Source organism: Kitasatospora sp. NBC_01250 (assembly GCF_036226465.1).
GTDB lineage: Bacteria > Actinomycetota > Actinomycetes > Streptomycetales > Streptomycetaceae > Kitasatospora.
The window spans coordinates 4,386,183-4,412,749 of record NZ_CP108476.1 but is presented as its reverse complement, the minus strand read 5'-3'; the positions used below and the strand labels follow the sequence as shown (position 1 = coordinate 4,412,749).

At 72.9% G+C, this 26,567-nt stretch carries 27 protein-coding genes, 1 tRNA gene, 1 other RNA gene and 1 pseudogene; 17 read left to right on the top strand and 13 right to left on the bottom strand.

Annotated features, from left to right (window positions below; translation table 11 throughout):
- Positions 1 to 27 precede the first annotated feature (27 nt).
- Positions 28 to 2,253: a sensor histidine kinase gene (locus OG500_RS18275; RefSeq protein WP_329581571.1), complete on the bottom strand. Its 2,226-nt coding sequence runs from the start codon at positions 2,251 to 2,253 to the stop codon at positions 28 to 30.
- A 9-nt stretch (positions 2,254 to 2,262) separates the two neighbouring features.
- Positions 2,263 to 2,394 carry a hypothetical protein gene (locus tag OG500_RS18270; protein WP_329581568.1) on the bottom strand — a complete coding sequence of 44 codons (132 nt, stop codon included), beginning with the start codon at positions 2,392 to 2,394 and terminating at the stop codon, positions 2,263 to 2,265.
- Between OG500_RS18270 and OG500_RS18265 the strand changes: the two genes are divergently transcribed.
- The 3 genes from OG500_RS18265 (at position 2,393) to OG500_RS18255 (ending at position 5,518) form a co-directional block, all read left to right on the top strand.
- Positions 2,393 to 2,821, top strand: coding sequence for an SDR family NAD(P)-dependent oxidoreductase (locus OG500_RS18265; RefSeq protein WP_329581566.1), 429 nt, complete (start codon positions 2,393 to 2,395; stop codon positions 2,819 to 2,821). The two genes, OG500_RS18270 and OG500_RS18265, sit on opposite strands and share 2 nt — an antisense overlap.
- A gap of 311 nt (positions 2,822 to 3,132) precedes the next feature.
- Entirely contained in the window at positions 3,133 to 5,061 is a 1,929-nt protein-coding gene (locus OG500_RS18260; RefSeq protein WP_327067738.1) for an APC family permease, read from the top strand.
- 22 nt (positions 5,062 to 5,083) lie between these two features.
- Positions 5,084 to 5,518 (top strand): OB-fold nucleic acid binding domain-containing protein, encoded by a 435-nt coding sequence (locus OG500_RS18255; protein ID WP_327067737.1) that lies wholly within the window; start codon positions 5,084 to 5,086, stop codon positions 5,516 to 5,518.
- Between the two features lie 47 nt (positions 5,519 to 5,565).
- Here OG500_RS18255 and OG500_RS18250 read toward each other — a convergent pair whose 3' ends face one another.
- Together OG500_RS18250 and OG500_RS18245 are read right to left on the bottom strand one after the other, a co-directional pair.
- Positions 5,566 to 6,834, bottom strand: a complete 1,269-nt coding sequence (locus OG500_RS18250) for an ATP-binding protein (protein WP_327067736.1) — start codon at positions 6,832 to 6,834, stop codon at positions 5,566 to 5,568.
- Between the two features lie 9 nt (positions 6,835 to 6,843).
- Complete coding sequence (locus OG500_RS18245) at positions 6,844 to 7,290, bottom strand: DUF5994 family protein (protein WP_327067735.1); 447 nt, start codon at positions 7,288 to 7,290, stop codon at positions 6,844 to 6,846.
- Positions 7,291 to 7,548: 258 nt separating this feature from the next.
- On the opposite strand from OG500_RS18245, the gene OG500_RS18240 reads away from it, so the two are divergent.
- Positions 7,549 to 8,007 (top strand): CBS domain-containing protein, encoded by a 459-nt coding sequence (locus OG500_RS18240; RefSeq protein WP_327067734.1) that lies wholly within the window; start codon positions 7,549 to 7,551, stop codon positions 8,005 to 8,007.
- Positions 8,008 to 8,061: 54 nt separating this feature from the next.
- A complete protein-coding gene (locus tag OG500_RS18235) occupies positions 8,062 to 8,226 on the top strand; it encodes a hypothetical protein (protein WP_329581562.1) in 165 nt (54 codons plus the stop codon).
- Between the two features lie 91 nt (positions 8,227 to 8,317).
- Here OG500_RS18235 and OG500_RS18230 read toward each other — a convergent pair whose 3' ends face one another.
- The 4 genes from OG500_RS18230 to OG500_RS18215 form a co-directional block, all read right to left on the bottom strand.
- Positions 8,318 to 9,514: a metallophosphoesterase gene (locus OG500_RS18230; RefSeq protein WP_329587621.1), complete on the bottom strand. Its 1,197-nt coding sequence runs from the start codon at positions 9,512 to 9,514 to the stop codon at positions 8,318 to 8,320.
- A gap of 517 nt (positions 9,515 to 10,031) precedes the next feature.
- A complete protein-coding gene (locus OG500_RS18225; protein WP_329581559.1) occupies positions 10,032 to 10,298 on the bottom strand; it encodes a Txe/YoeB family addiction module toxin in 267 nt (88 codons plus the stop codon).
- Complete coding sequence (locus OG500_RS18220) at positions 10,295 to 10,573, bottom strand: type II toxin-antitoxin system Phd/YefM family antitoxin (RefSeq protein WP_329581556.1); 279 nt, start codon at positions 10,571 to 10,573, stop codon at positions 10,295 to 10,297. Before OG500_RS18220 ends, OG500_RS18225 begins: the two co-directional genes overlap by 4 nt.
- 805 nt (positions 10,574 to 11,378) lie before the next feature.
- Entirely contained in the window at positions 11,379 to 11,849 is a 471-nt protein-coding gene (locus tag OG500_RS18215) for a MarR family winged helix-turn-helix transcriptional regulator (protein ID WP_329581553.1), read from the bottom strand.
- A 65-nt stretch (positions 11,850 to 11,914) separates the two neighbouring features.
- Here OG500_RS18215 and OG500_RS18210 point away from each other — a divergent pair, with 65 nt between their 5' ends.
- Positions 11,915 to 12,439, top strand: coding sequence for a carbonic anhydrase (locus OG500_RS18210; RefSeq protein ID WP_329581550.1), 525 nt, complete (start codon positions 11,915 to 11,917; stop codon positions 12,437 to 12,439).
- 26 nt (positions 12,440 to 12,465) lie between these two features.
- On the opposite strand, the pseudogene OG500_RS18205 reads toward OG500_RS18210, so the two are convergent.
- The 4 genes and pseudogenes from OG500_RS18205 to OG500_RS18190 form a co-directional block, all read right to left on the bottom strand.
- Positions 12,466 to 12,750, bottom strand: a pseudogene (locus tag OG500_RS18205) (helix-turn-helix domain-containing protein); the annotation flags it as partial.
- 387 nt (positions 12,751 to 13,137) lie between these two features.
- Complete coding sequence (locus OG500_RS18200; RefSeq protein ID WP_329581547.1) at positions 13,138 to 13,494, bottom strand: hypothetical protein; 357 nt, start codon at positions 13,492 to 13,494, stop codon at positions 13,138 to 13,140.
- Positions 13,491 to 13,952 carry a prevent-host-death family protein gene (locus OG500_RS18195; RefSeq protein ID WP_266296005.1) on the bottom strand — a complete coding sequence of 154 codons (462 nt, stop codon included), beginning with the start codon at positions 13,950 to 13,952 and terminating at the stop codon, positions 13,491 to 13,493. Before OG500_RS18195 ends, OG500_RS18200 begins: the two co-directional genes overlap by 4 nt.
- 129 nt (positions 13,953 to 14,081) lie before the next feature.
- Positions 14,082 to 14,166, bottom strand: a tRNA-Ser gene (locus OG500_RS18190).
- 132 nt (positions 14,167 to 14,298) lie between these two features.
- On the opposite strand from OG500_RS18190, the gene ffs reads away from it, so the two are divergent.
- The 5 genes from ffs to OG500_RS18165 all read left to right on the top strand — a co-directional run bounded on the left by ffs (position 14,299) and on the right by OG500_RS18165 (position 18,696).
- Positions 14,299 to 14,389: signal recognition particle sRNA small type (gene ffs / locus OG500_RS18185), an RNA gene on the top strand.
- An 89-nt stretch (positions 14,390 to 14,478) separates the two neighbouring features.
- Positions 14,479 to 16,749, top strand: coding sequence for a DNA polymerase III subunit gamma and tau (locus OG500_RS18180; protein WP_329581544.1), 2,271 nt, complete (start codon positions 14,479 to 14,481; stop codon positions 16,747 to 16,749).
- Positions 16,750 to 16,901: 152 nt separating this feature from the next.
- Complete coding sequence (locus OG500_RS18175) at positions 16,902 to 17,246, top strand: YbaB/EbfC family nucleoid-associated protein (RefSeq protein ID WP_327067728.1); 345 nt, start codon at positions 16,902 to 16,904, stop codon at positions 17,244 to 17,246.
- Between the two features lie 201 nt (positions 17,247 to 17,447).
- The gene (gene recR / locus OG500_RS18170; RefSeq protein WP_327067727.1) at positions 17,448 to 18,047 is read left to right on the top strand and encodes a recombination mediator RecR; all 600 of its coding nucleotides are present in this window, start codon (positions 17,448 to 17,450) and stop codon (positions 18,045 to 18,047) included.
- Positions 18,040 to 18,696: a DUF5063 domain-containing protein gene (locus tag OG500_RS18165; RefSeq protein WP_327067726.1), complete on the top strand. Its 657-nt coding sequence runs from the start codon at positions 18,040 to 18,042 to the stop codon at positions 18,694 to 18,696. Before recR ends, OG500_RS18165 begins: the two co-directional genes overlap by 8 nt.
- Positions 18,697 to 18,720: 24 nt before the next feature.
- Here the strand turns inward: OG500_RS18165 and OG500_RS18160 are convergent, their stop codons facing one another.
- The gene (locus OG500_RS18160) at positions 18,721 to 19,269 is read right to left on the bottom strand and encodes a MarR family winged helix-turn-helix transcriptional regulator (RefSeq protein ID WP_327067725.1); all 549 of its coding nucleotides are present in this window, start codon (positions 19,267 to 19,269) and stop codon (positions 18,721 to 18,723) included.
- A 97-nt stretch (positions 19,270 to 19,366) separates the two neighbouring features.
- On the opposite strand from OG500_RS18160, the gene OG500_RS18155 reads away from it, so the two are divergent.
- The 6 genes from OG500_RS18155 (at position 19,367) to OG500_RS18130 (ending at position 26,554) form a co-directional block, all read left to right on the top strand.
- Positions 19,367 to 20,773, top strand: a complete 1,407-nt coding sequence (locus OG500_RS18155) for an MFS transporter (protein WP_329581540.1) — start codon at positions 19,367 to 19,369, stop codon at positions 20,771 to 20,773.
- 329 nt (positions 20,774 to 21,102) lie between these two features.
- Complete coding sequence (locus tag OG500_RS18150) at positions 21,103 to 22,383, top strand: aspartate kinase (protein ID WP_327067723.1); 1,281 nt, start codon at positions 21,103 to 21,105, stop codon at positions 22,381 to 22,383.
- Positions 22,380 to 23,453, top strand: a complete 1,074-nt coding sequence (locus OG500_RS18145) for an aspartate-semialdehyde dehydrogenase (RefSeq protein WP_329581537.1) — start codon at positions 22,380 to 22,382, stop codon at positions 23,451 to 23,453. The genes OG500_RS18150 and OG500_RS18145 overlap by 4 nt, the downstream gene beginning before the upstream one ends.
- Positions 23,454 to 23,712: 259 nt before the next feature.
- Positions 23,713 to 24,318, top strand: a complete 606-nt coding sequence (locus tag OG500_RS18140; protein WP_442789345.1) for a SigE family RNA polymerase sigma factor — start codon at positions 23,713 to 23,715, stop codon at positions 24,316 to 24,318.
- Positions 24,311 to 25,636 carry a hypothetical protein gene (locus OG500_RS18135; protein WP_329581533.1) on the top strand — a complete coding sequence of 442 codons (1,326 nt, stop codon included), beginning with the start codon at positions 24,311 to 24,313 and terminating at the stop codon, positions 25,634 to 25,636. Before OG500_RS18140 ends, OG500_RS18135 begins: the two co-directional genes overlap by 8 nt.
- 123 nt (positions 25,637 to 25,759) lie before the next feature.
- The gene (locus OG500_RS18130; RefSeq protein ID WP_327067719.1) at positions 25,760 to 26,554 is read left to right on the top strand and encodes an SURF1 family protein; all 795 of its coding nucleotides are present in this window, start codon (positions 25,760 to 25,762) and stop codon (positions 26,552 to 26,554) included.
- Positions 26,555 to 26,567: the final 13 nt, after the last annotated feature.

The following is a 26,567-nucleotide window of genomic DNA, read 5'->3' as shown; positions in this document are numbered from 1 at the left end:
GCTCCGAGCCGTCACCGGTCCGAGCCGTCACCGGCCCTGGGCCAGCGGCACTTCGGCGCGCACCAGGTACCAGCCGTCGTCCGGGCCGGCCGACAGCGTGCCGCCGACCTCGGCCAGCCGGACGGTCAGGCCGCCGATCCCGGAGCCGGGTGGCCGCACGCCGTCCGGGACACCGTCGTTCTCCACCTCCAGGCGCGCGCACCGCTCGCGCACCGAGACTGCTATCCGCGCGTGGCGGGCGCTGCTGTGGCGCAGGATGTTGGTGACCGCCTCGCGCAGCACCACGCTCAGCACGGCCTCCACCTCCGGCGGCACCGGCCCGTCCCCGTCCCCCTCCTCGTCGTCGACCTCGACCGTGACGGCGCCCGCCGTCAGGATCGCCGTCGCGGAGGCCAGTTCGGCGTCGAACGGCAGCCGGGGGCTGTCCGCGGCCACCGTCCGCAGCTCGCCCGCTCCGCGCTGCGCCAGCCGCGTGATGTCCGCCAGCTCGGCCCGGCAGCGGGCGAGGTCCAGCGACCGAAGGCGCCGGGCGAGTTCGGCCTTGAGCAGGATCGCTGCCAGCCCGTGGCCGAGGAGGTCGTGCAGGTCGCGGGCGGCGCGCAGGCGCTCGGCCAGCACGGCGGCCCGGGCCAGTCCGGCCGCCGCCTGCTGGAGCTCCCGCACCAGGCGGACCAGGCGCAGCACGCCGTAGACGATGACGCAGGTGATCAGGGCGTTGACGGCGACGAGCAGTGCGGCCCCCGCCCCGCCGGCCCCCGCCCCGCCGGTGATCGCACCGACGGTGATCGCACCGGCGACGGCCGACGCCCCGACGGCCGCGGTCACGCCGAGCCGCAGCGGCAGGACCACCAGCGCCGAGCCGGCGAGGATGCCCACCGCACCGATCCAGTTGCGCCCGAACCAGGGCAGCGGCGCGAAGGCGAGGGCCGCCGAGACCAGCAGCGCCAGCACCTGTCGCCGCAGCGGCCCCGGGCGGGCGGCGGGGGCGCCCTGGGCCGGCAGCCGGGGGAGGGTGGCGTCCTGGAGCGAGAAGCGGATCTGCAGTCCGCACAGGACGGCGAGGGCCGCCACGCCGAGGCCGAGCAGGTGCGCGGGGAGGTACAGCAGCGCCTTGACGCAGAAGGCGCCCAGCAGGAAGACGTACAGCCCGAGCGCGGTGCGCAGCTCGGGCGGATCGGCGGCGGCCGTCGGCGCGGGGGTGGCGGGGACCGTCGCCTGGACGGCGAAGCGTCCGTCCGGTTCCAGACCGGCCGTCAGCCGGCCGCCGACGGTGCGGAGCCGGGCGGCGAGGCCGTCCAGGACGTCGGCGCCGAGCGCGGCCGTCACGACGCCGTCGCTGACCACCCGCAGCACCAACTGGCCGGCCCGCTCGCCGGTGACGATCTCGCACCGTCGCGCGTCGCCGATCCGCACGACCGAGGTGACCGCTTCGCGCAGCACCGTCGCCAGCACCGTCCCGGCCGGTCCGAGCGGTTCCGCGTGCCCGATCCGGATGTCGGCGGCGATACCGGCGGAGTCCAGCAGGGCGCGGGCGCTGGCCGCCTCGGGGGAGAGCGACAGGCTGCGCAGCTCGGCGGCCGTGGCGCGGGTGGCGGCCAGGGTCCGGCGGGCCACGGCGAGGAGCGGATTTAGAAGCGCGGGATCGCCCTGCCGGGCGAGGCCGTGGATCTCGTCCAGGCCCGCGGAGAGCCCGGCCCGCAGGCCCGCCGCGATGCGCAGGCGCTCCGAGGTCACCGCGGCAGCCGCCAGGGTGAGCCGTGCTCCGTGCACGCGGGTGGCGAGCAGCGCGAGGGTGGTGACCGCGTAGAGCATGACGCCGCCGAGCGCGACCGTGAGCGTCATGTCGAGGGTGTCGCGCACGCTGCCCGACCGGGTCGCCTCGATCACGGCCGCGGCGGCGCACAGCCCGAGCAGCGGGAGCCGGCGGCGCTCGAGCAGCAGCGAGCCGGCCGGCAGGCAGAGCAGGCCGATCGAGACGCCCAGCGGCAGCACGGCGAGGCCGGCGACGGTCAGTTCGGCGGCCGTCCACACCGCCGGTGCCACCGCGGGGCGCCGCAGGCCCGGCGGGAGATGCCGCAACTGCAGGGCCACCAGCGCGAGAGCGGCCGCCGTGATCGCCAGACCGGTGCCCGGCTCGGCCGGGATGCGGGCCAGCCCCTTGAGCAGGTGCGCCGCGGCCAGCGCACCGGCCACCGCGACAACCAGCGCGTGCGACAGGCGCGGTGTGCCGTCCTGCCCTGACGTGTCCCCCACGCGGGCATGCTACGCGGACGACCCGGGCGACCGGGTGGGCACCGCCTCGACGGCGGCGAGCAGCGGCGATACCAGGACGGACGCCGCGATGCCGAGATGGTCCTGGCCGGTGGCGCGGGGCGCGTGATGGGCTGGCCGCATGATCGAGACCATGACCCCGACCGGTGCGGTGGCACTGGTGACCGGGGCGAACAGAGGCATCGGGCTCCAGGTCGCGCGACAGCTCGCCGAGCGCGGGATGACCGTGCTGCTGGGCGCCCGCGACCCCGAACGCGGCCGGGCCGCCGCCGACGAGGTGCGGGCCACCGGGGCGGACGCCCACCCGGTGGCGCTGGACGTCACCGACCCGGCGACGGTCCGGCGGACCCCGAGCTGGATCGAGGAGCGGTTCGGGCGGCTGGACGTGCTGGTCAACAACGCCGGCCTGGGCGAGGACCTCGGGCACCGGCCCAGCACCGTGGACGTCGACCGGGTCCGCGCGATCTTCGAGACCAACGTCCTCGGTGTGCTGACCGTCACCAACGCGGTGCTCCCGCTGCTGAGCCCAGCGCCTGAGCCCAGCGCCTGAGCCCGGCACCTGAGCCCGGCACCTGAGCCCTGCGTCCGAGCCCAGCGCCTGAGCCCTGCGCCCGATGCCCGGGCGCGGCAATCCTGGCGCCGCCTTGACGCCCGCAGCCTTGACAGCACGGGGCCCGCCCGGCCGACCGCCGCCGCGCCGAGGGCCTCGCACCCCGCTGAGCTGGGCATCAGCCGCACCGGGTGCGCGGGCCGCGTCGCGGTCGGGCCGCAGAAGCCTTGACGCCATCCTGATGCCAGGCCTCTTGCACATTTCCGCCCCTGCTCTCCACCGGAGCGGGATCTGGGCCTACGATGCCCCGCATGCCTTCGCGAATAGGAATCATCAAACGGCTGCTGGTCGGCCAGCCGATGCACAACGAGATGCTCGGCGAGGCGACCCTGTCGAAGAAGATCGCGTTGCCGGTGTTCGCCTCCGACGCGCTCTCCTCCGTCGCCTACGCGACCGAGGAGATCCTGCTCGTGCTCTCCGCCGGTGGCGTGGCCATGTTCCACTTCACCTGGTGGATCGCCGCGGCGGTCGGCCTGCTGATGCTGGTCGTGGTGGCCTCGTACCGCCAGAACGTGCACGCCTACCCCTCCGGGGGCGGCGACTACGAGGTGGCCACCACCAACCTCGGTGCGAAGGCCGGTCTGACCGTCGCCAGCGCGCTGATGGTCGACTACATCCTCACCGTCGCGGTCTCGGTCTCCTCCGGCGTCGCCAACCTGGCCTCCGCCTTCCCGGCCCTCAACAGCCACGTCGTGCTGATCTCGGTGCTGATCATCGCGGTGATCACGCTGCTCAACCTGCGCGGCGTCCGGGAGTCGGGCACGGCCTTCGCCGTCCCGACCTACTGCTTCATCGTCTCGATCGTCGCGATGATCGCGTGGGGCGTGTTCAAGATCGCCACCGGGCATCCGCTGCACGCCGAGAGCGAGCACTACCAGATCAAGGCCACCGGCACCTTCGGCGGCTTCGGCCTGATCTTCCTGCTGCTGCGCGCCTTCGCCTCCGGCTGCACCGCGCTGACCGGCGTCGAGGCGATCAGCAACGGCGTGCCCGCCTTCAAGGCGCCCAAGAGCAAGAACGCGGCCACCACGCTCGCGCTGCTCGGCGCCATCGCCGTGTCGATGTTCGCCGGGGTCACCGCGCTGGCGCTGGCCGGCCACGTGCACGCGGCCGACGCCGCCGACCTGATCGGCGTGCCGTCCGGCCAGACCCCGCGCACGGTGATCGCTCAGGTCGCCCGCTCGGTCTTCGGCGACGCCTCGCCGCTCTTCTACGTCCTGCAGTTCGTCACCGCGATCATCCTGGTGCTGGCCGCGAACACCGCCTTCAACGGCTTCCCGGTGCTCGCCTCGATCCTCGCCAAGGACGGCTACCTGCCCCGCCAGCTGCACACCCGCGGCGACCGGCTCGCCTTCTCGAACGGCATCATGCTGCTCTCCGGCGCCGCGATCCTGCTGGTCGTCGCGTTCCAGGCGTCGCCGACCCGGTTGATCCAGCTCTACATCGTCGGCGTCTTCGTCTCCTTCGTCTGCAGCCAGACCGGCATGATCCGGCACTGGAACCGCCTGCTGAAGACCACCACCGAGCCGGCCGCCCGCCGCCACATGATCCGCTCGCGGGCCATCAACGCCGTCGGCGCCGGCTTCACCGGGGTGGTCCTGGCGATCGTCCTGACCACCAAGTTCGCCAAGGGCGCCTGGATCGTGGTGGTCGCCATGCCGCTGATCTGGCTGATCATGCGGGGCATCCAGCGCCACTACGCCGCGGTCGCCGCCGAACTGGCCCCGCCGGACGACCTCAAGGTCACCCCGCCCACCAACAACCACTCGATCGTGCTGGTCTCCAAGCTCCACCTGCCGACCATCCGTGCCCTCGGCTACGCCGGCACCACCCGGCCCACCTTCCTGGAGGCCGTCACCGTCGACCTCGACCCGGTCGACACCGAGGCGCTCAAGCGCGAGTGGCACGCCCGCGAGATCACCACCCCGCTGACCGTCATCGCCTCTCCCTACCGGGAGATCACCAGCCCGGTCGTCGACTACGTCAAGCGGCTGCGCAGCGAGAAGCCCAACGACATCGTCACGGTCTACATCCCGGAGTACGTGCTCGGGCACTGGTGGGAGCAGATCCTGCACAACCAGTCCGCGCTGCGCCTCAAGGGCAGGCTGCTCTTCCAGCGCCGCGTCGTCGTCGCCAGCGTTCCCTACCAGTTGCACTCCGCCGCCGCCCGCGAGGCATGACAGGCCCAAGGAGCAAGAAGAGATGAGCGATTCGCGCCGCACGTCCCGCACCAGCGACAACGACGGCGCCCTCGCGCGCCCGGCGGGCCAGTCCCTGGTCCGCCGGGTCGTGGCCCGGCTGTCCGCCAGCAGCACCGACCTGCACGCCGAACAGCTGGGCGAGGCCATCCCCAGGGCCGGCGCCATGCCCATCGCCGAAACCCGGGACCGCGAGCTGGTCTGCGTCGTCGGCACCCTGCGCTCGGTCACCCTGCGCCCGGTGGGCGGCGTGCCCGCCCTGGAGGCCGACCTGTGGGACGGCACGGGCGAGGTCGTCGTCATCTGGCTGGGCCGCCGGGAGATCCCCGGCATCCACCCCGGCCGCACCCTGCGCGTGCGTGGCCGCCTCAGCACCGCACGGGGCCGCCGCGCCATCTACAACCCCGCCTACGAACTCCGCACCCCCGGGCCGTCGTGACGCGCCGGGCACCCGCGAAGCAGCGCTGAGCGGACGACCCCGGCTGCTCAGACGCGCCCGTAGCGCACCGCCTGATCGGCGAACTCCTGGGCCATCGTGTCGGAAACGGTCGGCCGGGTGCGGTGGACGGCGTCCAGGTAGTCCTGGGTGCTGGGCTCGGTGCGCTCGCCGGTGTCGAGCGTGCGCTCGAAGGCGTCCTGGGCGACCGCCATGGCGACCTGCCTGATGTCGGCGGGCGTGAAGCCCTCGCTGGCCCGGGCGAGGACCGCCGTGTCGGCGGCGGTGCCCGTTCTCGCCGTGTAGCCGGCCCACAGCGCGTCGCGGGCCCCGGCGTCCGGTGGCCCGACCGGCAGGACGTAGTCGAACCGGCCGTGCCGCAGGAACGCCGGGTCCAGGGCGGCCACCGCGTTCGTGGCGCAGACGAGGAGCCGGCCGTCGCGGTCGCGGAAGCGCACGATCGACTTGAGGAGCTCGTTGACCACGCCGACCGACGCGGGGGCGGCGAGGCTGCGGGTACCGGCGATCTCCTCCACCTCGTCGATGAAGAGCAGCACGTGGTCGAGCCGCGCCACCTCCTCGAAGCGGCGGCCGAGTCCGCTGGCCAGTCCGTCCTGCGAGGCGAGCCGGGAGGGGAAGAGCTCGACGAACGGCCATCCGAGCCGCCCGGCCACGGCCTTGGCGAAGGTGCTCTTGCCGGTGCCCGGCGGACCGAACAGCACGACCGCGCGGGGCGGCTCCACGCCGTGCGCGTCCGCCAGTTCGGGATTGGCCAGGGGCAGCACCAGGCGCCGTTCGATCAGCCGCTTCTCGTCGGTCATGCCCGTGAGCTGTTCCCAGAGGCGGGCGTCGGGCATGGCCGCGCCCAGCTTCGCCAGGACCGCCGCGCCCTCGGCGCTGACGGCCTCCGACTTCTCGAAGTACGTGAGCCCCTGCTGGGGACGGAACCCGGAGTTGACCAGGGCCGTGGCGCCGGTCTCCTCCTCGGGCAGCAGTGCCGCGACGATCCTGGCGCCGGCATCCCGCAGACGGTGCTCCAACGCGGACAGCAGTGCGGTACCCACGCCCAGGTTCCGCCAGGCGGGGTGCAGCGCGATCCGCAGCACCCAGGCCCGGTCCCCGTCCACCCGGCCCACCGCCGCGCCCACGAGGTGCCCGTCGGCCACCACGACGACGCTCGGATTCCGCGCCTGCACCGCGGCGACGACGTCGGAGAGGCGGAAGACGGCGGGGCGGTCCGTGGTGGCGCTCTCACCGTCGAGCCGTACCACCGCTTCGAGGTCGTCCGGGGTGAAGTCCCGGACGTGCCAGACAGCCATCCGTCGCTCTCATCCGATCAGGAGTTCTGCCGCCGGGGTGTGGTTCCCGGTCGCCGAGGCTCCGGCCATCGCCGCGGCGGCGGCCGTCGGATCGGTGCCGGGCGGCACCACCAGCAGCAGGAAGTGGTCCTGGAAGCCCCGCGTGACGCTGATCGTCGCGGCACTGCCGGCGAACCAGTTGATCTTGATCATCAGGCCGTCCACCATGACGGACCGCGGCACGCCGTCCCAGGCCGAGGTGTCGAGGCCGACCCGGACGACGGGCCCGACATGCGCGCCCAGCGCGGTGATCAGGTCCGGCAGCTCGGTGGCGACGTGGTTCGAGCGGGGCCACCAGGCTCCGTCGAAGACACCCTCCCGGGACATCGTCGGCTCCAGCTCCAAGCGGGGCAGCAGGGCATCCGCCACGGGCCACGGCCCGGAGGGGGAAGGGGTGGTGAGGGGAATCGGCGTCATGGGAAGCCGCCCGTCCGGTCCACGAGGGACCACTGATGACCAGGGCGACGTCGGCGCTGATGCCGGTGTGCGGAATGTCCTTGGTTGTGAGTCCCACGCTACTCCGCCGCACTCCGCGCCGGGCCCTCCCGCCACCGGAGTAGCCTCGAAGACATCCAGGGCATCCCGCATCCCGGTACCCGCTCCGGCTTCGTTCTGGGTGGAGTACAGCCAGGCGGCCCGCTGCGGCGGGCGGCCTGAGACGGGACCGGTGACACCGTGACCGCTCACTCCCAGCAGTCGGTACGGCGCGGCCAAGGCCTCACGGTCGCCGACGCGATGGACCCCTGCGACTACCAGATAGCCGACGACAACACCGTCGACCAGGCGAACGACATCTTCCGCGGCGCCCACGTCGAGTACCTGCTCGTCCGCGGCCACGACGGCCGGTGCGAGGGGCTGGTCACCCGGATCGGGCTCCACCCGTTCCTGACCCGCTCCTGGTACACCGAGCGGACCGCGATCAGCGCCACCTCGCACCAGCGCGGCCCGTTCGCCTGGCCGACCATGGGGCTGGCCCTGGCCGCGATCGCGATGCGGATCAAGCACCTGGCGGTCTGGCCGGTCACCGACGACGACGGCTACATCCTCGGCGTCCTCACCGCGGACCGCGCAACCGGCCTCCTCGCCGCCGCCCCTGACGCCCCGAAACCGGCGGTGCTTCCCGCCGCCGGGTGACCGGTACCGGCCCGGGCCGCTCAGCGGACCGGGCCAACTGCCTTCGGGGGAGGCGTGATTCGAGTCCGAGGGGTGGCCCCGCCCGGGCAGCCCGTCTGGAGCCCCACCACGGGCTACCGGCCCGGCGCGCACGCCGTGGTCCAGAACGACTGCAACTTCGTCATCTACGACGGGGACGGCAAGCCGCTCTGGAGCACCGCCACCTGGGGGCGCTGCTGAGCAGTACCGGCCGGCCCGGCCGGACAGCTGTGTGATCTCCGCCGCGGCGCGCGCGAGTTCGGCGCGCGCCGCGGTCGGGTGAGGACCCGCGCTACGCCGCGGGTGAGCTGCCGCCCGCGCGCAGCGTGAGCAGGGTGATCTCGCTCGGCGCGAAGACCCGGAAGGGCGGCCCCCAGAAACCGGTGCCGCGGCTGGTGTAGAGCTGGGTCCGCTCCCCGTGCCGGCTCAGGCCGTGCACCACCGGCTGGTCCAGCCGGACGAGGAAGTTGAACGGCCAGATCTGGCCGCCGTGGGTGTGCCCGGAGATCTGCAGGTCGATGCCGGCGGCAGCGGCCTGCGGGACGAACTTGGGCTGGTGGGCGACGAGCAGGACCGGTCGGTCCGGGTCCGTCCCCGCCAGCGCGTCGAGCAGGTTCGCGCGGTGTCCGGCCAGGCCGGAGGACTCCGCGGTGACGTCGTCCACGCCCGCGAGCACGAGGGCGTCCCCACCGCGCTCCACCACGACGTGGCGGTTGTGCAGCGGCTCCCAGCCCAGGTCCGCCATGCGGTCCAGCCAGCCCTGGGCCTCCCCGCCGTACTCGTGGTTCCCCGTGACGTAGACCTTGGCCAGCCGTGACCGGACCGTGCCGAGCGGTGCGGACTGCTCGCGGCGCTGGACGGGGGTGCCGTCGGCGATGTCGCCGGCGTGGACCACGACGTCCGCGTCGAGGGCGTTGACCGCCTCGGCCACCCGGGCCGACCAGTCGGCCCGGTCGATCGGCCCGTAGTGGGTGTCGGCCAGCACCACGACCCGGGTCCCGTCCAGGCCCTGGCCGAGCCGCGGGAGGCGGACCTCCAGCCGCTTCACCCGGGGCACGCGCATCGCCTCGTAGTGGCCCCAGGCCAGCAGCCCGGCCGAGACCGCGGCGACGGCCACGGCGACGATCCGGGCCCGCCCGGCACCGCCGGCACCGAACCCGATCAGCACCAGGTCCACCAGGCCGCCCAGCACCGACCAGGTGAACAGCACCCAGATGACCCCGAGGCCGGTGTCCGCGACCCGGGCGGCCCGGTCGGCCCGCCGCGGCCCGTGGCCCGCGACCATCAGGAAGGGGAAGGAGACCAGCCAGGCGGCGAGGACGACCGTGCCGACCAGGAGGACCGGGAACGGCCAGTCGGCGCCGGCGGCGAACAGCGTCCACCAGGGCGGCAGGCCCAGCACCACGAGGACGAGCACGACCACGGCCAGCCGCCGGCCCAGCGACCGCCGCGGCCGCGCGCTCCCGCCCGGCGGCCCGCCACTCGCCACCGCAGCCGCCCCGGCCTCGGCCCGGGCATCGGCCCGGGCATCGGCCACGGCGGTCTCCGCCCCCGCGTGCTCCGCCCGGAGGCCCGACTTGGACCCGATGGATTCACTGTCTGCCACTGCGCCGCCCTTCACGTCCGCTGCTCCCATCATCCGGCACGCGGTGACGGTTCGAATCGTGCCCGCCCGCCGTGCCGCCCGCAGCGCCGCCCGCCCACGAGGGCCGCCGTCCAACGCCGTTGGCGAGCGGGAACGACGAAGGCCCTGACTGCCTGGGCAGTCAGGGCCTTCGATCAAGGCGGAGGATACGAGATTCGAACTCGTGAGGGGTTGCCCCCAACACGCTGTCCAACTGGTCGCCGGGGCTTCAGCTGAGTACGCCACCGTCCCGACCTGCGGAGAAGTGCCCGGACGAGGGCTGGCCGGACACTCGCGGACGGGGGTGAACGCAACTGGATCTGCAACTGGCCGACATCCCCGCCCGGGCCCCGACGTGTCGGGGCGATCAGAGCGAAACGGGCTACTTGCTGTAGTGGTAGCGACAGGCGATGACGCACACCGTGTCGGCCTGCTCGTCGAGGACGTAGACCAGGCGGTGTTCCTGGTCGATTCGGCGGGACCAGGCCCCGGCGAGTTCGTGGCGCAGGGGTTCGGGTCTGCCGATGCCATCGTGGCCGTTGCGGCGGATGTCGTCGATGAGTTGGTTGATGCGTTTGAGGAGGCGGCGGTCGTTCACCTGCCAGTACAGGTAGTCGGTCCAGCCGCCGTTGGTGAACTGGATCTTCATGCGGACTGCTCGGTGGCGTCCTCGGGGTCGATCAGTTCGCGGTTCTGGGTGCGACCTTCCTGGTAGTCCCGAAGGGACTGACGCAGATGGTCGGCGTTGGCGGGGGAGCGCAAGAGGTAGTCGGTCTCGCGGAGCGACGCGTAAGCGGCCAGGGAGACGACGACCAGCGGCTCATGGCCGGCCCGGGTGATGACGAGTTCCTCGGCGTCGTTCTCGACAGCGTCGAGCGCGGCAGCGAGATTGCTGCGGAGCTCAGTCGCGCTCATCGTCTTCATAACGTACAGAATAGCGTACGTTCGTTGCCTGGGTCAGGAGGCGAGCCACCTCGTGGCGTCGGGCCAGGGCTGGGGCTCGGGACCGAAGCCGCTGTTGGCCACCTCCTGGTGCAGCCGGATCAGCAATCGTGGTAGGGGGAAGCCGAGTTCGCGCTCGGCTGCGGCGACCTCCCACTCGCCGACCCGAGCGGGGAGCTCGCCCCTGTCCTGGAGCGCGCGTTCGCGGACGCGAGCGACGATGTCCGAGGGGCGCTCATGCCGACGCCTCCTGTGCCGTGCTGATCGTCCATGCCTGTCATGGCCTGGAACGTAGCGATGGAGGCGAAAAGGCAGAGGGCCCGCGCCGCCGAAGCGGTGCGGGCCCTCTGGCCTGCGGAGGATACAAGATTCGAACTCGTGAGGGGTTGCCCCCAACACGCTTTCCAATTCTCCCGAACGGGGTTCGCCGAGGTTCACACCTGTCCTGACCTGCGGCGGAGTGAACTGCTGGGCGGCGGCTGAACCTGGCTGGACGGGGGTGAACGAGACCAGGACTGAGACCACCGCCAGGCAACTGCCGCTCCTGGGACAACCCGTGTTGGAAGTCGAGAGGCGGCCGCGAATCCATACACTCAAGGACGGCTCGCACGGCGAGACGGGGTCGCTGACCGGGCCAGCCAGGTGGGGCTGCTCAGACCACGGCGACCGTTCGCTCCGCCGGAGCGGCGGGGCGTCAGAATCGGATATCGCCGCGCGCCCGGTGGCGCGGGCTCGACGCTGAGAGTTCGGTGATTCGGCTCGGGCTTGCGGGGTTGGGCGTTCGCGGTCAGCGGGACCGGGGGGCGAGGTCGAGGGCGGTGAGCCAGCGGTCGAGCGCGTCGACGGCGTTCTCGTCGACGGCGGCGCTGATCCACGCCTGCGCCCGTTCCCAGGCGGGCTGGGCGTCCGCCAGTGCCTGATGGCCGGCGTCGGTCACGACGACACGGGTCGTTCGCCCGGTCGCCGATGTCTCTGCGGCGCGGACGTAGCCGAGTTGGGCGAGCAGGTCAAGGTTGCGGCTGATCGTGGAGCGCTCGGTGCCGAGCCAGCCGGCGATCTCCGACGGGCGAACGGGCTCGCCGGAGGCGGTCATCTCGGAGAGCACCTCGACCTGCGGCAGGGTGAGCCCCGACTCCCGCAATTCCGCCTCGAAGCGCCGCGAGACGAGCCGGTGCAGTCGTGCGATGCGCCTGCCGAGACACCGGTCCGCCATCCACAGGGCTTGCCGCTGCGGCCCTTCCGACTCCTGATGTTGCATATGCACCTCCTCCTATGTAGCGTAGCTGACGCCATCATTGTTGTAGGTACACCACATGGAGAGTCGTGTCGGACTTCGACGAGTTCTTGAAGCGCAACCAGGTTTTCGCGACGAACGTCGACCTCGCCCGGTTGGCGATGCCCGCATCGATGCCGGAGCGGCTCCCGCTGGTGCTGACCTGCGCCGATCCGCGAGTCGAGCCGGCGGGCTTCCTCGGGATCGGAACCGGGGACGCGGGAGTGCTGCGGAACACGGGTGGACGGGTGGACGGCCGGGTGATCGAGGACATCGCGTATCTGGCGGTGCGGCTCGGAGTCAGGATGGACGTTGCGATCGTGCATCACACGCAGTGCGGCACCGGTCTGCTCGCCGACCCGGCGTTCCGCAACGCGTTCGCGGACCGCACCGGAGGCGACGACGCCGTGCTCGCCGAGCGCGCGGTGGCGGACCCGGTCGCCACCGTGCGGCACGACGTCGAGAAGCTCCTCGCCGACCCGCTGATGACGAGCGAGGTCCTCGCGTCGGTGTCGGGGCACGTGCTGCGACTGGAGACCGGGCTCGTCGAGACCGTCGCTCCGGTCGGCAGGTAGCCCGGCGGGGGACGGGCGTCGACGGGTCAGTCGAGGATCGTCGCCGCCTGCCAGGCGCCGGGGCGCAGGCCCGTCGCGTTCTGGAAGAAGAGCGAGAAGTTCGACGGGTCCGGGAACCCGAGCTCGCTCGCACACCGCGCCGCGGTGATGCGTTCGTGGGCGAGTAGGCGTTTCGCCTCGAGCACGATCCGTTCCACGATGTACGCCTTCGCGGTACGTCCGGTGACCTGCTGCACTCTCGACGAGCAGGCTCTGGATACGACCCAGAGTCTCGCCGAGGCGAAGGCTGCTGCAGGGTGCTCCTGCGGGAACTGATCTCGCTCCCGGGCGCAGGCGGCGGCCCGGCCACTGGGGCCCAAAAATCGGAACTGAGACCAAAACTGAGACCAGGGCACGAAGAAGGCCCCGACCGGTAACCCGGTCGGGGCCTTCGAGCTGCCATGGCTGGCAAAGGCGGAGGATAAGAGATTCGAACTCGTGAGGGGTTGCCCCCAACACGCTTTCCAAATGTTCGTCCGGCCGTTCGGTGGGGGCCGGAGATGTCCTGACCTGTGGCGGAGTGGCTCAGTAACCAGGCTCTGAACGGCGCTGGACGCGGGTGAATGCAACCAAAACTGCAACTAGGCCGGCCTCGGTCACGGCGAGAACCGTTGAGTCTGGCTGGACCGTTTCGCCCTTCGCCCTCTGTCTCCCGACGTCTAACTGTCGGTGTCCTTCGGATGCCGAGTGGAGGCGTGCACGAGGTGGACGGTTCGCTTGGCCTCGTCGACGAGGTAGCGCACCCGCCCGCCGGCAGTCACCTCGTACTCCCACTGGGGAAGTTCGTCGCCCCCGAGGTCGCGGGTGGCGAGGCGACCGCGCAGCCGATGCTGACGATCGGGATCACTCATCGACAGCGGGTTGGTGCGCAGGGCCTCGAAGCAGCGGCGACTGTTCCCGGCAGCCTCGGTGCAGAGATCGCTCCAGCCCTTGGCTGCCTCGCTCGTAGCGAAGCGGAGCCGCCACTCGTTGCCGACGGGCGGCGGTGCGACGTCGTCGCCGCGCTTTGGACTCATGGCGCGGAGACCTCGCCGTGATCCTCGCCGGTGAGAGGGGCGGAGAGCTGTGCGGTCAGTTCGGGGTCGGCCAGGATCCTGGCAGTGGCACGCCACTCGACGATCACGCGGTGCAGGTTGGCGTGTACGTCCAGCTCCACGACATCGCGAGTGCTGTCCACGAGGTCAACGACGAACTCCCGCACTTCCTCGGCTGACAGGTGCCGGGTCCAAGGAAAGACTGTGGGTAGAGCGAGGAGCACGGCCCGTGCACCCTCATCGCTGCTGATCAAGGCCGCAAACAGACGCGCGGTGACATCGGCGGTCTCCTCGCGCTGCCGATCATGCCGCTCGGTAGTGAGGTAGAGATCCTCCCCGTCGCGGCGCGAGACGTGGATGCGCTGGGCCTGCTCCACGGTGTCGGCGACCCGTTTGGAGTTCTTCGACAAGTCAGAGAACGAGACGGTGAGAGTGGACATGCCGCCACGCTACTTCGGAACACGTTCCGAAGTCAAGGATAGTAGGCATTGCGCAGTCCGGATCAGCGATGCCCTGGGAGCAGAAACGACGATGGCCCGGACCGCTGAGCGGTCCGGGCCATCTGCCTGCGGAGGATACGAGATTCGAACTCGTGAGGGGTTGCCCCCAACACGCTTTCCAAGCGTGCGCCCTAGGCCTCTAGGCGAATCCTCCGTGGGAGAGCTTAGCCCATGTTCAGGGGTGCTCGCGAACCGCTATCTCGCAGGTTGGGGGAGGGGGGTCGCCTGCGGATCGGAGAGCGGGTGGGGGTGCGGAGTGGGGCCGGGGATCCGGTACTCTGGTGCCAGCCCCTCGTGCGGCGTTATCTCTCTGAATCCCCCCAGGGCCGGAAGGCAGCAAGGGTAGGAGGGCTCTGACGGGTGCACGAGGGGTCCTTGCGTTTCCGGGCGCTGGCGGGGGCCGGCGGGGGCTGCGGCGGGACGAAGGACGACGCGTTTGTCAGTCTGTCCCGATATCGTCGGGGGCGTGTCCCTAGCCCTGTACCGCCGCTATCGCCCCGAGACTTTCGCTGAGGTCATCGGGCAGGAGCACGTGACCGCTCCGCTCCAGCAGGCCCTGCGCAACAACAGGGTCAACCACGCCTACCTGTTCAGCGGCCCGCGCGGCTGTGGCAAGACGACCAGCGCGCGCATCCTGGCCCGGTGCCTCAACTGCGAGCAGGGGCCGACGCCGACGCCGTGCGGCGAGTGCCAGTCCTGCCGTGACCTGGCGACGGGTGGGCCGGGGTCGATCGACGTGATCGAGATCGACGCCGCCTCGCACGGTGGTGTGGACGACGCGCGGGAGCTGCGCGAGCGGGCGTTCTTCGCGCCGGTGCACAGCCGATACAAGATCTTCATCCTGGACGAGGCGCACATGGTGACCTCGGCCGGGTTCAACGCGCTGCTCAAGGTGGTGGAGGAGCCGCCGGAGCACCTCAAGTTCATCTTCGCGACCACCGAGCCGGAGAAGGTGATCGGGACGATCCGGTCCCGGACGCACCACTATCCGTTCCGGCTGGTCCCGCCGGGGACGCTGCGGGACTACCTGGCGGAGGTCTGCGGCCGGGAGGGCATCCAGGTCGAGGACTCGGTCTTCCCGCTGGTGGTGCGGGCCGGCGCGGGGTCGGTGCGTGACTCGATGTCGGTGATGGACCAGCTGCTGGCCGGTGCCGCCGAGGGCGGGGTGACGTACAAGATGGCCACCGCGCTGCTCGGGTACACCGACTCGGCGCTGCTGGACGAGGTGGTCGACGCGTTCGCGGCGCACGACGGCGCGACGGTCTTCCAGGTGATCGACCGGGTGGTCGAGGGCGGCCACGACCCGCGGCGGTTCGTGACGGACCTGCTGGAGCGGCTGCGCGACCTGGTGATCCTCGCCACAGTGCCGGAGGCCGGGGAGAAGGGGCTGATCGACGCCCCGGCGGACCGGATCGCGATCATGCAGGCGCAGGCCGACCGGTTCGGGGCGGGGGAGTTGAGCCGCGGCGCCGACCTGGTCAACACCGGGCTGACGGAGATGCGCGGGAACGCCGCGCCGCGGCTGCAGCTGGAGTTGATCTGCGCCCGGGTGATGCTGCCCGGGGCCTACACCGACGAGCTGTCGCTGATGGCCCGGGTGGACAAGCTGGAGCGGCGGTCCGCGATGGCCCCGGCGGCGATGGCGATGGGCGCGCCGGTGCCCGGCCCGGCCGCCCCCGCCGCCATGGCGCCGCAGCCGCCGGCGGCCCAGGCCGCCGCCCCGGTCGCCCCGGCGCCGGCGCCCGTCGCGATGCCCGCGCCCCAACAGCAGCCCCAGCAGCCGCAGCAGTACGAGCAGCCCCAGCAGTACGAGCAGCCCCAGGCGGCGCAGCCGCCGCAGCCGCCCGCGTCCGCGACGCCGCCCCCCGGCGCCTGGCCGATCCCGCGCAGCTTCCCCGCCCCGGGGGCGGCGCCCGCACCCGCGGCGCCGCAGCAGGCGCAGCCCGTCGCCCAGCCGCCGAAGCCCGTTGCGCCGGCCGCCGCGGCGCCGCCCGCCCCCGGGCAGCCGGCGCCCTCCGCGCAGCAGCAGCAAGGTGCGGCCCAGGTGCGGCAGTTGTGGCCGCAGGTGCTGGAGGCGGTGAAGAACCGCCGACGGTTCACCTGGATCCTGCTCAGCCAGAACGGCCAGGTGGCCGGCTTCGACGGCAGCACGCTGCAGGTCTCGTTCATCAACGCCGGTGCCCGCGACAGCTTCGTCAGCAGCAACAGCGACGACGTGCTGCGCCAGGCGCTGGCGGACGCACTCGGCGTGGACTGGCGCGTCGAGTGCATCGTCGATCCCTCCGGCGGCACCCAGACGCCGCAGGCCGCCGCCGGTGCGGGCGGCGGTGGCGGCTGGGGAGCCGCCCCGCAGGCGCCGCGTCCGGCGGCACCGGCCGCGACGGCCACCGCGGTGGGCGGCTTCGGCGCCGCCCCGGGCGCCCCGGGCGGTCCGACCGCCGCCCCGGCCGGTGGTCCGGCCGCCGGTGCCGCGTACCAGGGCGCCGGCCTGCCCGGCCCGGCGGTCCCGGGGGCGATGCCGTCGCCGAGTGCCGGGCCCGGCCCGTCCGCCGCGCCGCAGTCCCAGCCCGCCCCGGCCGGGCCGCCGCCGGGGCCGGTGCGACCGCTGGCGCCCGAGGACGAGGACATCTCGGTGGACGACGTCCCGGACGCCCGCCAGGAGACGGTCTCCGGCCAGGAGCTGATCATGCGTGAGCTCGGCGCGACCGTGCTGGAGGAGATCGAGCACGGCAGCTGAGTGCCCCGCCCCGGCGAGCCCGGGGCAGGACGTAGGCTCGGACCCGGCGTGGTCCGGCGGACGACGCGGGCCGACGGACGACGCAGCAGCGTGGCCGGGCCCGCGCACCGGGCCCACGTGACAGAGCCCAGTACCTCAGGCAGGAGTGAACCGTGATCCCTGGTGGCCAGCCCAACATGCAGCAGCTGCTCAAGCAGGCGCAGAAGATGCAGCAGGACCTCGCCAAGGCCCAGGAGGAGCTGGCCAAGGCGCACGTCAGCGGCACCGCGGGCGGCGGTCTGGTGGAGGCGACGGTGACCGGCAGTGGTGAGCTGGTGGCGCTGACCATCGCCCCGGCGGCGGTGGACCCGGAGGACACCGAGACGCTGGCCGACCTCGTGCTCGCGGCCGTCCGCGACGCCAACGCCGCCGCGCAGAAGCTCCAGGCGGAGCGGATGGGCCCGCTGACCCAGGGCCTCGGCGGCATGGGCGGCGGCATCCCCGGCCTGCCGTTCTGACATTTCGCCGTCGCGGAGCGAAACAGTTCGATCAGAGTCGACTTTCGGGCGTCGGACCGGTGTGTCCGGCGCCCGAATCGTTGGATGATGGCACCGTCGCACCGGACGGCCGCGCGGCGCGAAGCAGTGCGGCCGGGGCAGTGCGGCCGAAGACGTACGACAGATGACAGTGCACGACAGAGGCAGTGGAAGGGCAGCGCGGTGTACGAGGGCGTAGTTCAGGACCTGATCGACGAACTGGGCAGGCTGCCCGGCGTCGGGCCCAAGAGCGCCCAGCGGATCGCCTTCCACATCCTGCAGTCCGACCCGGTGGACGTGCGCCGGCTCGCGCACGCGCTGCTGGAGGTCAAGGAGAAGGTGCGGTTCTGCTCCGTCTGCGGCAACGTCGCGGAGGCCGAGCGGTGCCGGGTCTGCCTGGACCCGCGCCGCGACCTCACGGTGATCTGCGTGGTCGAGGAGCCCAAGGACGTGGTCGCGATCGAGCGGACCCGTGAGTTCCGGGGCCGCTACCACGTGCTCGGCGGCGCGATCAGTCCGATCGAGGGAGTCGGTCCGGACGATCTGCGGATCCGCGAGCTGCTGGCGCGGCTGGCCGACGGGACGGTCGGCGAGCTGATCCTCGCGACAGACCCCAACCTGGAGGGGGAGGCAACCGCCACCTACCTGGCCCGGCTCTGCAAGCCGATGGGCCTGAAGGTGACTCGGCTGGCGAGCGGACTGCCCGTCGGCGGGGACTTGGAGTACGCCGACGAGGTCACCCTCGGCCGGGCCTTCGAAGGGAGACGACTGCTCGATGTCTGACAACAGCGCGCACCAGGCGGTGCACACGGTTCACACCCTTGAACCGGATGACTTCGCGGTGCAGATCGCGGATTCCATCAAGAGCTTCGTGCTCGCGGTGACCGAGATCGCCAAGGGCGACGAGCCGGGCAGCGCGGTGTCACTGCTGCTCCTGGAGGTCTCCCAGCTGCTGCTGGCCGGTGGTCGGCTCGGCGCGATCGAGGACGTGGTCCCGGAGGACCGCTTCGAGCCGGACGCCGGCCCGGAGCCGGACGGCGTCGAGCTGCGCGAGCACCTGGCCGAGCTGCTCGCGCCGATCGACGTCTACCACGAGGTCTTCGACCCGTACGGGCCGCCGGACAAGCCGAACGCCTTCCGGATCTCGGACGACCTGGCGGGCGTGGTCAGCGACCTGCGGCACGGGCTGACCCACTACGACGAGGGCCGGGTCAGCGAGGCGCTCTGGTGGTGGCAGTTCTCCTACCTCTCCACCTGGGGTTCGACCTGCACGGCCGTGCTGCGGGCGCTGCAGTCGCTGATCGCGCACGTGCGGCTGGACAGCCCGATCGGCGCGGTGCCGGACGGGGCCGACACCGACGACGACGGCTTGACGGACGAGCAGCTGGAGCAGCAGGCGGGCGACCTGATGGCGGCCGAGCTCGGCACCTGACCGGCCCACGGCCGGCCGCGGCACTCAGATATCGATCAGCAGCAGGCGCAGCAGCTCGTTGAGCTGCCGCGCCTGTTCGTCGTCCAGGCGCGACAGCGCCCGCTGCTGCTCGACCAGGCCGGCCGCGACGGCCTGGTCGGTCACCGTCCGGCCCGCGTCGGTGAGGGTGATCCGCAGGCCGCGCCGGTCCGCCGGGTCGGGGGAGCGCAGCACCAGTCCGGCGCGCTCCAGCTTGTCCAGCCGGCCGGTCATGCCACCGGTGGTCAGCATCAGGGCGGCGGTCAGCTCGCGGGGCGAGAGCGTGTGCGGGGCGGGGGCGCGGCGCAGGGTGGCGAGCACGTCGAACTCGCCGCGGCTGATGCCGTACTCCTGGTAGATCTTCTCGATCCGGTCGCCCATGATCCGGGCCAGCCGGTAGATCCGGCCGAACGTCGCCATCGCGTCGGTCCGCAGATCCGGCCGGGCCACCCGCCACTGATCGATGATCGCGTCCACGGCGTCCGTGCCGCCCTTCGTCGCCGTGGCCGTCGCCCGCTGCTGGGACGGCGGCGGTGACTCTGACTGCTGCTCCATGGGACCAGTCTGCCACAGAAGAAGCTTGCACCTAAGTAGCTTGCTGCTAAGTTAGTTACAACTTAGCTATGTGTCGCCCGGCTACCTGGAGGTGCCCGTGTTCCCGAAGCAGCAGGCCGATCGAGGGGTGCCAGGTCTGTCGGGCGGCCGGAGCGTCGAGCGGGTCCCGGGCGAGCGCGCGCTGCTGGCCGGCATGGCGATCGACTCGGTGGGCTCGGGCATGTACATCCCGTTCAGCCTGGTCTTCTTCCGGCACGTCACGGGCCTGCCGCTGACCGCGATCGGCGCGGTGCTCACGGTGGCCGGCTTCGCCGCGATGGCGGTCCTGCCACTGGTCGGCACGGCGGTCGACCGGTTCGGCGCCCGGCGGCTGCAACTGGCGCTGTACGTGCTGCGCGGGCTGGGCTTCGCCGCCTACCCGTTCGCGGGTTCGCTGCCCGCCTTCGCGGCGGTGGCGCTGCTCACCTCGATCGGGGACCGCGGCTTCCCGGTGGCCCAGCAGGCCCGGATCGGCGAGCTGGCGCGCGGCGGACAGGTCGAACGGCTGCAGGCGATCGCGCGCAGCCTGGCGAACGCGGGGCTGGGGGCCGGCACGCTGCTCGCCTCCCTGATGATCGGCCTGCTGGGGGACCGCGGCTTCACGGCCGCGGCCGTGCTCAACGCGGCCAGCTTCTTCGCCGCCGCCCTGCTGGCCCGCCGGGTGCCCGCGATGCCCGCCGCGCCCACCGCGTCCGTAGCGCCCAGGGCGTCCACCGCGTCCACCGCGTCCACCGGACCCCGCGCAACGGGCGCGAGGGCCGGGCGGGGCGGCTACCGGACGGTGCTCGCCGACCGGCCCTACCTCGGCCTGGCCGGGGCCAACTTCCTGATCGCGCTCGGCTACTCCGCCCTGTCGGTGCTGCTGCCGGTCTTCGCGGTCGGCTGCCTGCGGGCCCCGCAGTCGCTGACCGGGGCGGCCTTCGTGGTGAACACGGTGCTCTGCGCGACGGCCGGGGTCCCGGTGGCACGGCTGGCCCGACGGCTCGGCAGCCGGACCAGGGCGGCGGCGCTCGGCGCGGGCTTCTTCGCGCTGGCGGGGCTGGGGCAGGCGGTGCTGGGCACCGTGCGGCCGCACGCCTTGCCGCTGGTGATGGGCGGGCTGCTGTTCCTGGTGGTGCTCGCCACGGTGGGCGAGCTGGTGCACAACCCGTCCGCCTCGGCGCTCTCCACCGCCGCGGCCCCGGCGGCGCTGCGCGGGCGCTACCTGGCGGCCTACCAGCTCTCCTGGTCGCTGGCGAAGACGGTGGCGCCCTCGCTCTTCACCCTGCTGCTGGCGGTGGACGCCCGGCTGCCCTGGCTGCTGGTCGCGGTGGCCGCGCTGGCGGGCGGTGCGCTGCTGCTCCGCCTGGGCCGCCGGCTGCCGGCGGCGGTGCTCGCCCCGCAGGCGGCCACCGTGTCCACCCCCGGCAGCGCGACCGTGAGCACCGGTGTCCCGAGCCGCCGCCCGGTCCCTGCCGCCTGTTAGATCCGGTCCGGCCCCAGGGGTTCCCGCCCCCGCTCCGCGGAATTGTCGAAAAAAATGGTCCGGCAAATTCGGAGCCCCCGGCACCCCCGCCCCGCGAATTCTTCGGACCCCCGACCCGTCGCCCGCAGACTCGCCCGTCGGCCCGTCCGACCCGCGTTCACCAGATGAAACGTGTGTCTCATGATATGGATCACGCCAGACGGCCGCCCCCTGCTCGGTAGACTGACCGGCGACCGCAGTACCCCCTCCCCCGGGGGTCTGGGGGGACCGGACGGCGCCACCCCGCGCCGGGCACCACCCCCCGAAGACGACTTAGTCGAGGAGCGCACGTGGGCCTTGTCGTGCAGAAGTACGGCGGCTCATCCGTTGCGGATGCCGAGGGCATCAAGCGCGTAGCCCGTCGAATTGTCGACACCAAGAAGGCCGGCCATGAGGTCGTCGTCGTGGTGTCCGCGATGGGCGACACGACGGACGAGCTGATCGAACTCGCCGAGCAGGTATCCCCTATTCCCGCCGGTCGCGAGTTCGACATGCTGCTGACCGCAGGCGAGCGAATCTCCATGGCCCTGCTGGCGATGGCGATCAAAGCCCTCGGACACGAGGCGCAGTCCTTCACCGGCAGCCAGGCCGGGGTGATCACCGACCAGGTCCACAACAAGGCGCGCATCATCGATGTCACGCCGGGCCGGATCCGCAGCGCCCTGGACCAGGGCAACATCGCGATCGTGGCCGGTTTCCAGGGCGTCTCCCAGGTGAGCAAGGACATCACTACCCTGGGTCGGGGCGGCTCCGACACCACCGCGGTCGCGCTGGCCGCCGCGCTCAAGGCCGAGGTCTGCGAGATCTACACCGATGTGGACGGCGTCTTCACCGCCGACCCGCGGGTGGTCAAGAAGGCCCGCAAGATCGACTGGATCGCCTACGAGGACATGCTCGAGCTCGCGTCCTCGGGCTCCAAGGTGCTGCTGGACCGCTGTGTGGAGTACGCGCGGCGCTACAACATCCCGATCCACGTACGATCGTCCTTCTCCGGTTTGCCGGGGACCATCGTCAGCAACAGCAACCCGAACCAGCCCGAAGGGGGCGAGATGGAGCAGGCCATCATCTCCGGAGTCGCCCACGACACGTCCGAGGCCAAGGTCACGGTCGTCGGAGTGCCGGACAAGCCGGGCGAGGCGGCCCGGATCTTCCGCGCCATCGCCGACGCCGAGGTCAACATCGACATGGTGGTGCAGAACGTCTCCGCCGCCTCGACCGGTCTGACCGACATCTCCTTCACCCTGCCGAAGACCGAGGGCCAGAAGGCCATCGACGCGCTCGGCCGGGTCAAGGAGGGCATCGGCTACGAGTCGCTGCGCTACGACGACGCGATCGGCAAGATCTCCCTGGTCGGGGCCGGCATGCGGTCCAACCCGGGGGTCACCGCGACGTTCTTCGAGGCGCTCTCGGAGGCCGGCGTCAACATCGAGCTGATCTCCACCTCGGAGATCCGGATCTCGGTGGTCACCCGGGCGGACGACGTCAACGAGGCGGTGCGCGCCGTGCACAGCGCCTTCGGCCTGGACAGCGAGAGCGACGAGGCCGTCGTCTACGGCGGGACCGGACGATGACCGGCGGCGGAGTGGATCGCAGCCACCGGCCCAACCTCGCGGTGGTCGGTGCCACCGGCGCGGTGGGCACGGTGCTGCTGGGCATCCTCTCCGCCCACCAGGACGTCTGGGGCGAGATCCGGCTGATCGCCTCGGCCCGCTCGGCCGGGCGCCGGCTGACCGTGCGCGGTGAGCAGGTCGAGGTCGTCGCGCTGACCGAGGAGGCCTTCGAGGGCATCGACGTCGCGATGTTCGACGTCCCCGACGAGGTCGCCGCGCAGTGGGCGCCGATCGCGGCGGCCAAGGGCGCCGTCGTGGTCGACAACTCCGGGGCCTTCCGGATGGACGAGGACGTGCCGCTGGTGGTCCCCGAGGTCAACGCGGCCGCGGCCCGGATCCGCCCGCGCGGGATCATCGCCAACCCCAACTGCACGACCATGTCGATGATCGTGTCGCTCGGCGCGCTGCACTCCGAGTTCGGGCTGCGCGAGCTGGTGGTCGCCTCCTACCAGGCAGCCTCCGGGGCCGGGCAGGCCGGCATCGACGCGCTGCGCGAGCAGACCGTCAAGGTGGCCGGCACCGGCGTCGGCGAGCAGCCCGGCGACCTGCGGGCGGTGATCGGTGACAACGGCCCGTTCCCGGCGCCGCTGGTGCTGAACGCGGTGCCGTGGGCGGGCTCGCTGCAGGAGGACGGCTGGTCCTCCGAGGAGCTCAAGGTCCGCAACGAGAGCCGCAAGATCCTCGGGCTGCCGAACCTGCGGGTCGCGGTCACCTGCGTGCGGATCCCGGTGATCACCACCCACTCGCTGGCCGTGCACGCGGTCTTCGAGCGCGAGGTGACCCTGGAGCGGGCGCAGGAGATCCTGGCTCAGGCACCTGGCGTGGTGCTGTACGACAACCCGGCGGCCGGCGAGTTCCCGACCCCGAGCGACGTGGTCGGCACCGATCCCACCTGGGTCGGCCGGGTGCGCCGCTCGCTCGACGACCCGACCGCGCTGGACCTCTTCGTCTGCGGCGACAACCTGCGCAAGGGCGCGGCCCTGAACACCGCGCAGATCGCCGAGCTGGTCGCTGCCGAGCTGACCGGCTGAGCCGACCGGCCGAGGTCGACCGGTCGAGTCGACCGCTGAGCCGGTACCGCACCGACCGGGTCCGTACCGCGCCGGTGCGCGACCGTTCCTGACACCGCTTCGGACCGGGGCCCCCTTCCTGTGGAGGGGGCCCCGGTCTTTGCGGAAGAATGTCCACCGGACGGGGCAACCCTGAGGGGGGATCGAGTGTCCAACGGTCGTGACAGACCTGGCAGTGGTGACGGCGGTGCCGAAGGGACGGGTGCGGCAGGTACCGGGGGTGCCGTTCAGAGCGCCCGGAGCGCCGCGGGCCCGGCAGGCCCCGGCGCAGCCAGGTGCCGTGCGGCAGCCGGCTGAGGCGGAGGTGACCACGGCCGCCACCGACACGGCCGGCGCCAGCGTCGACCTGCTCACGACCACGTACCAGGAGCACTACCGTGCGCTGCTGCGGCTGGCCGCGCTGCTCCTCGACGACCAGTCGAGCTGCGAGGACGTGGTCCAGGAGGCGTTCATCCGGGTGCACGCCGCCCGGCGCCGGGTCCGTGAGCCGGAGAAGATCCTCGCCTACCTGCGGCAGACCGTGGTCAACCTGTCCCGCAGCACCCTGCGGCGCCGGCTGCTGGGGCTGCGGCTGCTGCCCAAGCCCATGCCTGACATGGCCAGTGCAGAAGAGGGCGCCTACGATGCTCTCGAACGCGACCAACTGAAGGCGGCGCTGCAGGGTCTGCAGCGGCGTCAGCGCGAGGTCCTGGTCCTGCGCTACTACGCCGACATGACGGAGGCACAGGTGGCCGAGCTGCTCGGGGTCTCGGTGGGCGCGGTCAAGGCGTACGGCTCGCGCGGGCTGGCGGCGCTGCGGGTCCTGATGGAGAGCAGTCATGACTGACGATCAGTTCGACCGCCGGCCTGGGCCCGCCGCCCCGCCGCGGGCGGGGCGGCCGGGCTCCGAGGAACCCGCCGGGCGCGCGCCGACCCACGGCGAGGAGCAGGCGCTGCGCGTGCTGCTGCACCGCGCGGTGGCGGACCTGCAGCCCGACGCCGAGGCGCTGCCCCGGATCCGGCGCGCCATCCCGGCCCGCCGGGCCCGCCACCGGCAGGCGTGGACCGGAGCGCTACTGATCGCGCTGGTCTCGGCCGCCGCGGTGCCCACCCTGGGACGGCTGGGCGGCCTGCAACTGTCCGACGGCTCGGGCGCCGCCCCCAGCACCGCCCCCAGCAGCGTCGATTCGCGCAGCCCCAGTGCCGCCGGGCACCCCGGCGGTGTCCGCCCGGTGGTCCCGCTGCCGGTGCCCGACTCCAGCAGCACCGGCCCGAGCAGCAGCCCGAGCCCCACCCCTAGCCCGTCCGCCGGCGCAGCGGACACGTCCGGGGGCGTCTCGGCCAGTGCGACCGCGATCTCCGTGACGGCCGGCCAGGCGGCGGGCACGGCCACCGGCGCGCCGGCCTGCCTGCGGGCCGACCTGGGCGCCGGCCAGGCGACGGTGGGCGCGGCCGACGGCGCGGGCTGGGTGTACGGGGCGTTCACGGTGGCCAACGTCTCCGGCCGTCCCTGCCTGCTGACCGACCCGGGCACGCTCACCGCGACGCTCGGCGGTGGGAGCACGGCCGGCTCGGTGCGGGTCCTCGCGCACACGGCGGGCGACCCGGCCGGCGGACTGCCGGATCCGGCGAGCGCGCCGGGCCAGCTGCTGCTGGGCGCCGGGGCCGGCTACCGGCTGCCGTTCGCCTTCGTCCCGGACGCGCTCTGCCCGGCCGGCGGCAGCGGCAGCGGTGGCGCGGGTGCCGGCGCGACGCCGACGCCCAGCGCCAGCGCAGCCGCCCCGGCGGCGAGCCCCGTCAGCAGTCCGAGCGGCGGACCGGGCGGCGGGCCCAGCGGGGCGGCGGGTGCGGCCGCCGGCTCGGCGGCGAACGACACGGCCGGCCGGCCGCCCGCATCCGGCGGCAGCACACCCTCGCCGGGCGGCGGTGCGGGTGCGGCCCCGGCGGGCCTGGCCGCGGACGGCCCGGCCACCGGGACGGCGTCGCCGACCCCGTCACCGGCACCGTCCGGCACGCCCGGCGCGCCCGGTACGGCGGCCCAGCCGGGCACCGTCACGGTCACCCACCGCCCGCTCGGCGTCGCGCCGGACGCGGGCAGCGCCACGATCCCGAACGTCTGCGGCGGCGGCACCCTGTACCGCGCCGCCCCGCAGCAGGGCCAGTAGCAGGGCGGGCAGCAGGGCCGCCGGGGGTCGTCGGAGCACCGCCGACCCCCGGCGGCGCGCCCGCAGGCGCGCTCGGCGGGGGGCCGTGCTCGGGGCCGTGGAATCGGTGGCTACGGTGAGGGTGTGTACCGATTCCTCCTGACTCCGCGCTGGCTCGGCAGCACCGTGCTCGCGGTCGCCGCCATCGCGGTCTGTCTCTGGCTGGGCTCCTGGCAGCTGAGCCGGTTCGAGGGCCGGGTCTCCAGCCAGCACACCGCCTCCACCAGCGCCCGCCCGGCCGCCCCGCAGCCGGCGGCCAGCCCGCTGGACTCGGTGCTGTCCGGGCCGGACGCCCAGGTCGGCACCGGCACGCTCGGCCACCCGGTGAGCGCCTCCGGGCAGTACGACAGCGCCCACCAGCTGCTGGTGCCCAACCGCACGGTCGACAACCGTCAGGGCTACTACGTGCTCACCCCGCTGCGCACCGCCACCGGCCGCGCGGTCCCGGTGGTGCGCGGCTGGCTGCCCGGCTCGCCCGGTGCCGGCGCCGCGGTGCCGGCACCACCCAGCGGCGAGGTGACCGTCACCGGGCGCCTGCAGGCCTCCGAGAGCGCCGACACCAGCGGCGCGGTCGACGGCGGCCTGCCGGCCGGCCAGCTGGGCATGATCAGCCCGGCCACCCTGGTCAACCTGCTGCCGTACCCGGTGTACGACGGCTGGGTGGCCGCCGACGACGTCCCCAGCGGGCTGACCGCGGTGCCCACCGCCCAGGTCTCCGGCGGTGGCGGGCTGGACGCGCGGGCCTTCCAGAATCTGGGCTACACGCTGCAGTGGTTCGTCTTCGCGGGCTTCGTCGGCTTCATGTGGTTCCGGCTGGCCCGCCGCCAGGCGGAGGCGGTCCAGGACCGGGCGCTGGGCCTCGAACCGGTCCTGGACTGAGCGCCCCGACGCC

Coding starts and splice junctions, on each gene's coding strand:
- OG500_RS18265 (WP_329581566.1), top strand. CDS start 2,393: ATGATCGAGACCATGACCCCGACCGGTGCGGTGGCACTGGTGACCGGG.
- OG500_RS18270 (WP_329581568.1), bottom strand. CDS start 2,394: ATGCGGCCAGCCCATCACGCGCCCCGCGCCACCGGCCAGGACCATCTC.
- OG500_RS18260 (WP_327067738.1), top strand. CDS start 3,133: ATGCCTTCGCGAATAGGAATCATCAAACGGCTGCTGGTCGGCCAGCCG.
- OG500_RS18255 (WP_327067737.1), top strand. CDS start 5,084: ATGAGCGATTCGCGCCGCACGTCCCGCACCAGCGACAACGACGGCGCC.
- OG500_RS18250 (WP_327067736.1), bottom strand. CDS start 6,834: ATGGCTGTCTGGCACGTCCGGGACTTCACCCCGGACGACCTCGAAGCG.
- OG500_RS18245 (WP_327067735.1), bottom strand. CDS start 7,290: ATGACGCCGATTCCCCTCACCACCCCTTCCCCCTCCGGGCCGTGGCCC.
- OG500_RS18225 (WP_329581559.1), bottom strand. CDS start 10,298: ATGAAGATCCAGTTCACCAACGGCGGCTGGACCGACTACCTGTACTGG.
- OG500_RS18220 (WP_329581556.1), bottom strand. CDS start 10,573: ATGAAGACGATGAGCGCGACTGAGCTCCGCAGCAATCTCGCTGCCGCG.
- OG500_RS18215 (WP_329581553.1), bottom strand. CDS start 11,849: ATGCAACATCAGGAGTCGGAAGGGCCGCAGCGGCAAGCCCTGTGGATG.
- OG500_RS18200 (WP_329581547.1), bottom strand. CDS start 13,494: ATGAGTCCAAAGCGCGGCGACGACGTCGCACCGCCGCCCGTCGGCAAC.
- OG500_RS18195 (WP_266296005.1), bottom strand. CDS start 13,952: ATGTCCACTCTCACCGTCTCGTTCTCTGACTTGTCGAAGAACTCCAAA.
- OG500_RS18165 (WP_327067726.1), top strand. CDS start 18,040: ATGTCTGACAACAGCGCGCACCAGGCGGTGCACACGGTTCACACCCTT.
- OG500_RS18160 (WP_327067725.1), bottom strand. CDS start 19,269: ATGGAGCAGCAGTCAGAGTCACCGCCGCCGTCCCAGCAGCGGGCGACG.
- OG500_RS18145 (WP_329581537.1), top strand. CDS start 22,380: ATGACCGGCGGCGGAGTGGATCGCAGCCACCGGCCCAACCTCGCGGTG.
- OG500_RS18135 (WP_329581533.1), top strand. CDS start 24,311: ATGACTGACGATCAGTTCGACCGCCGGCCTGGGCCCGCCGCCCCGCCG.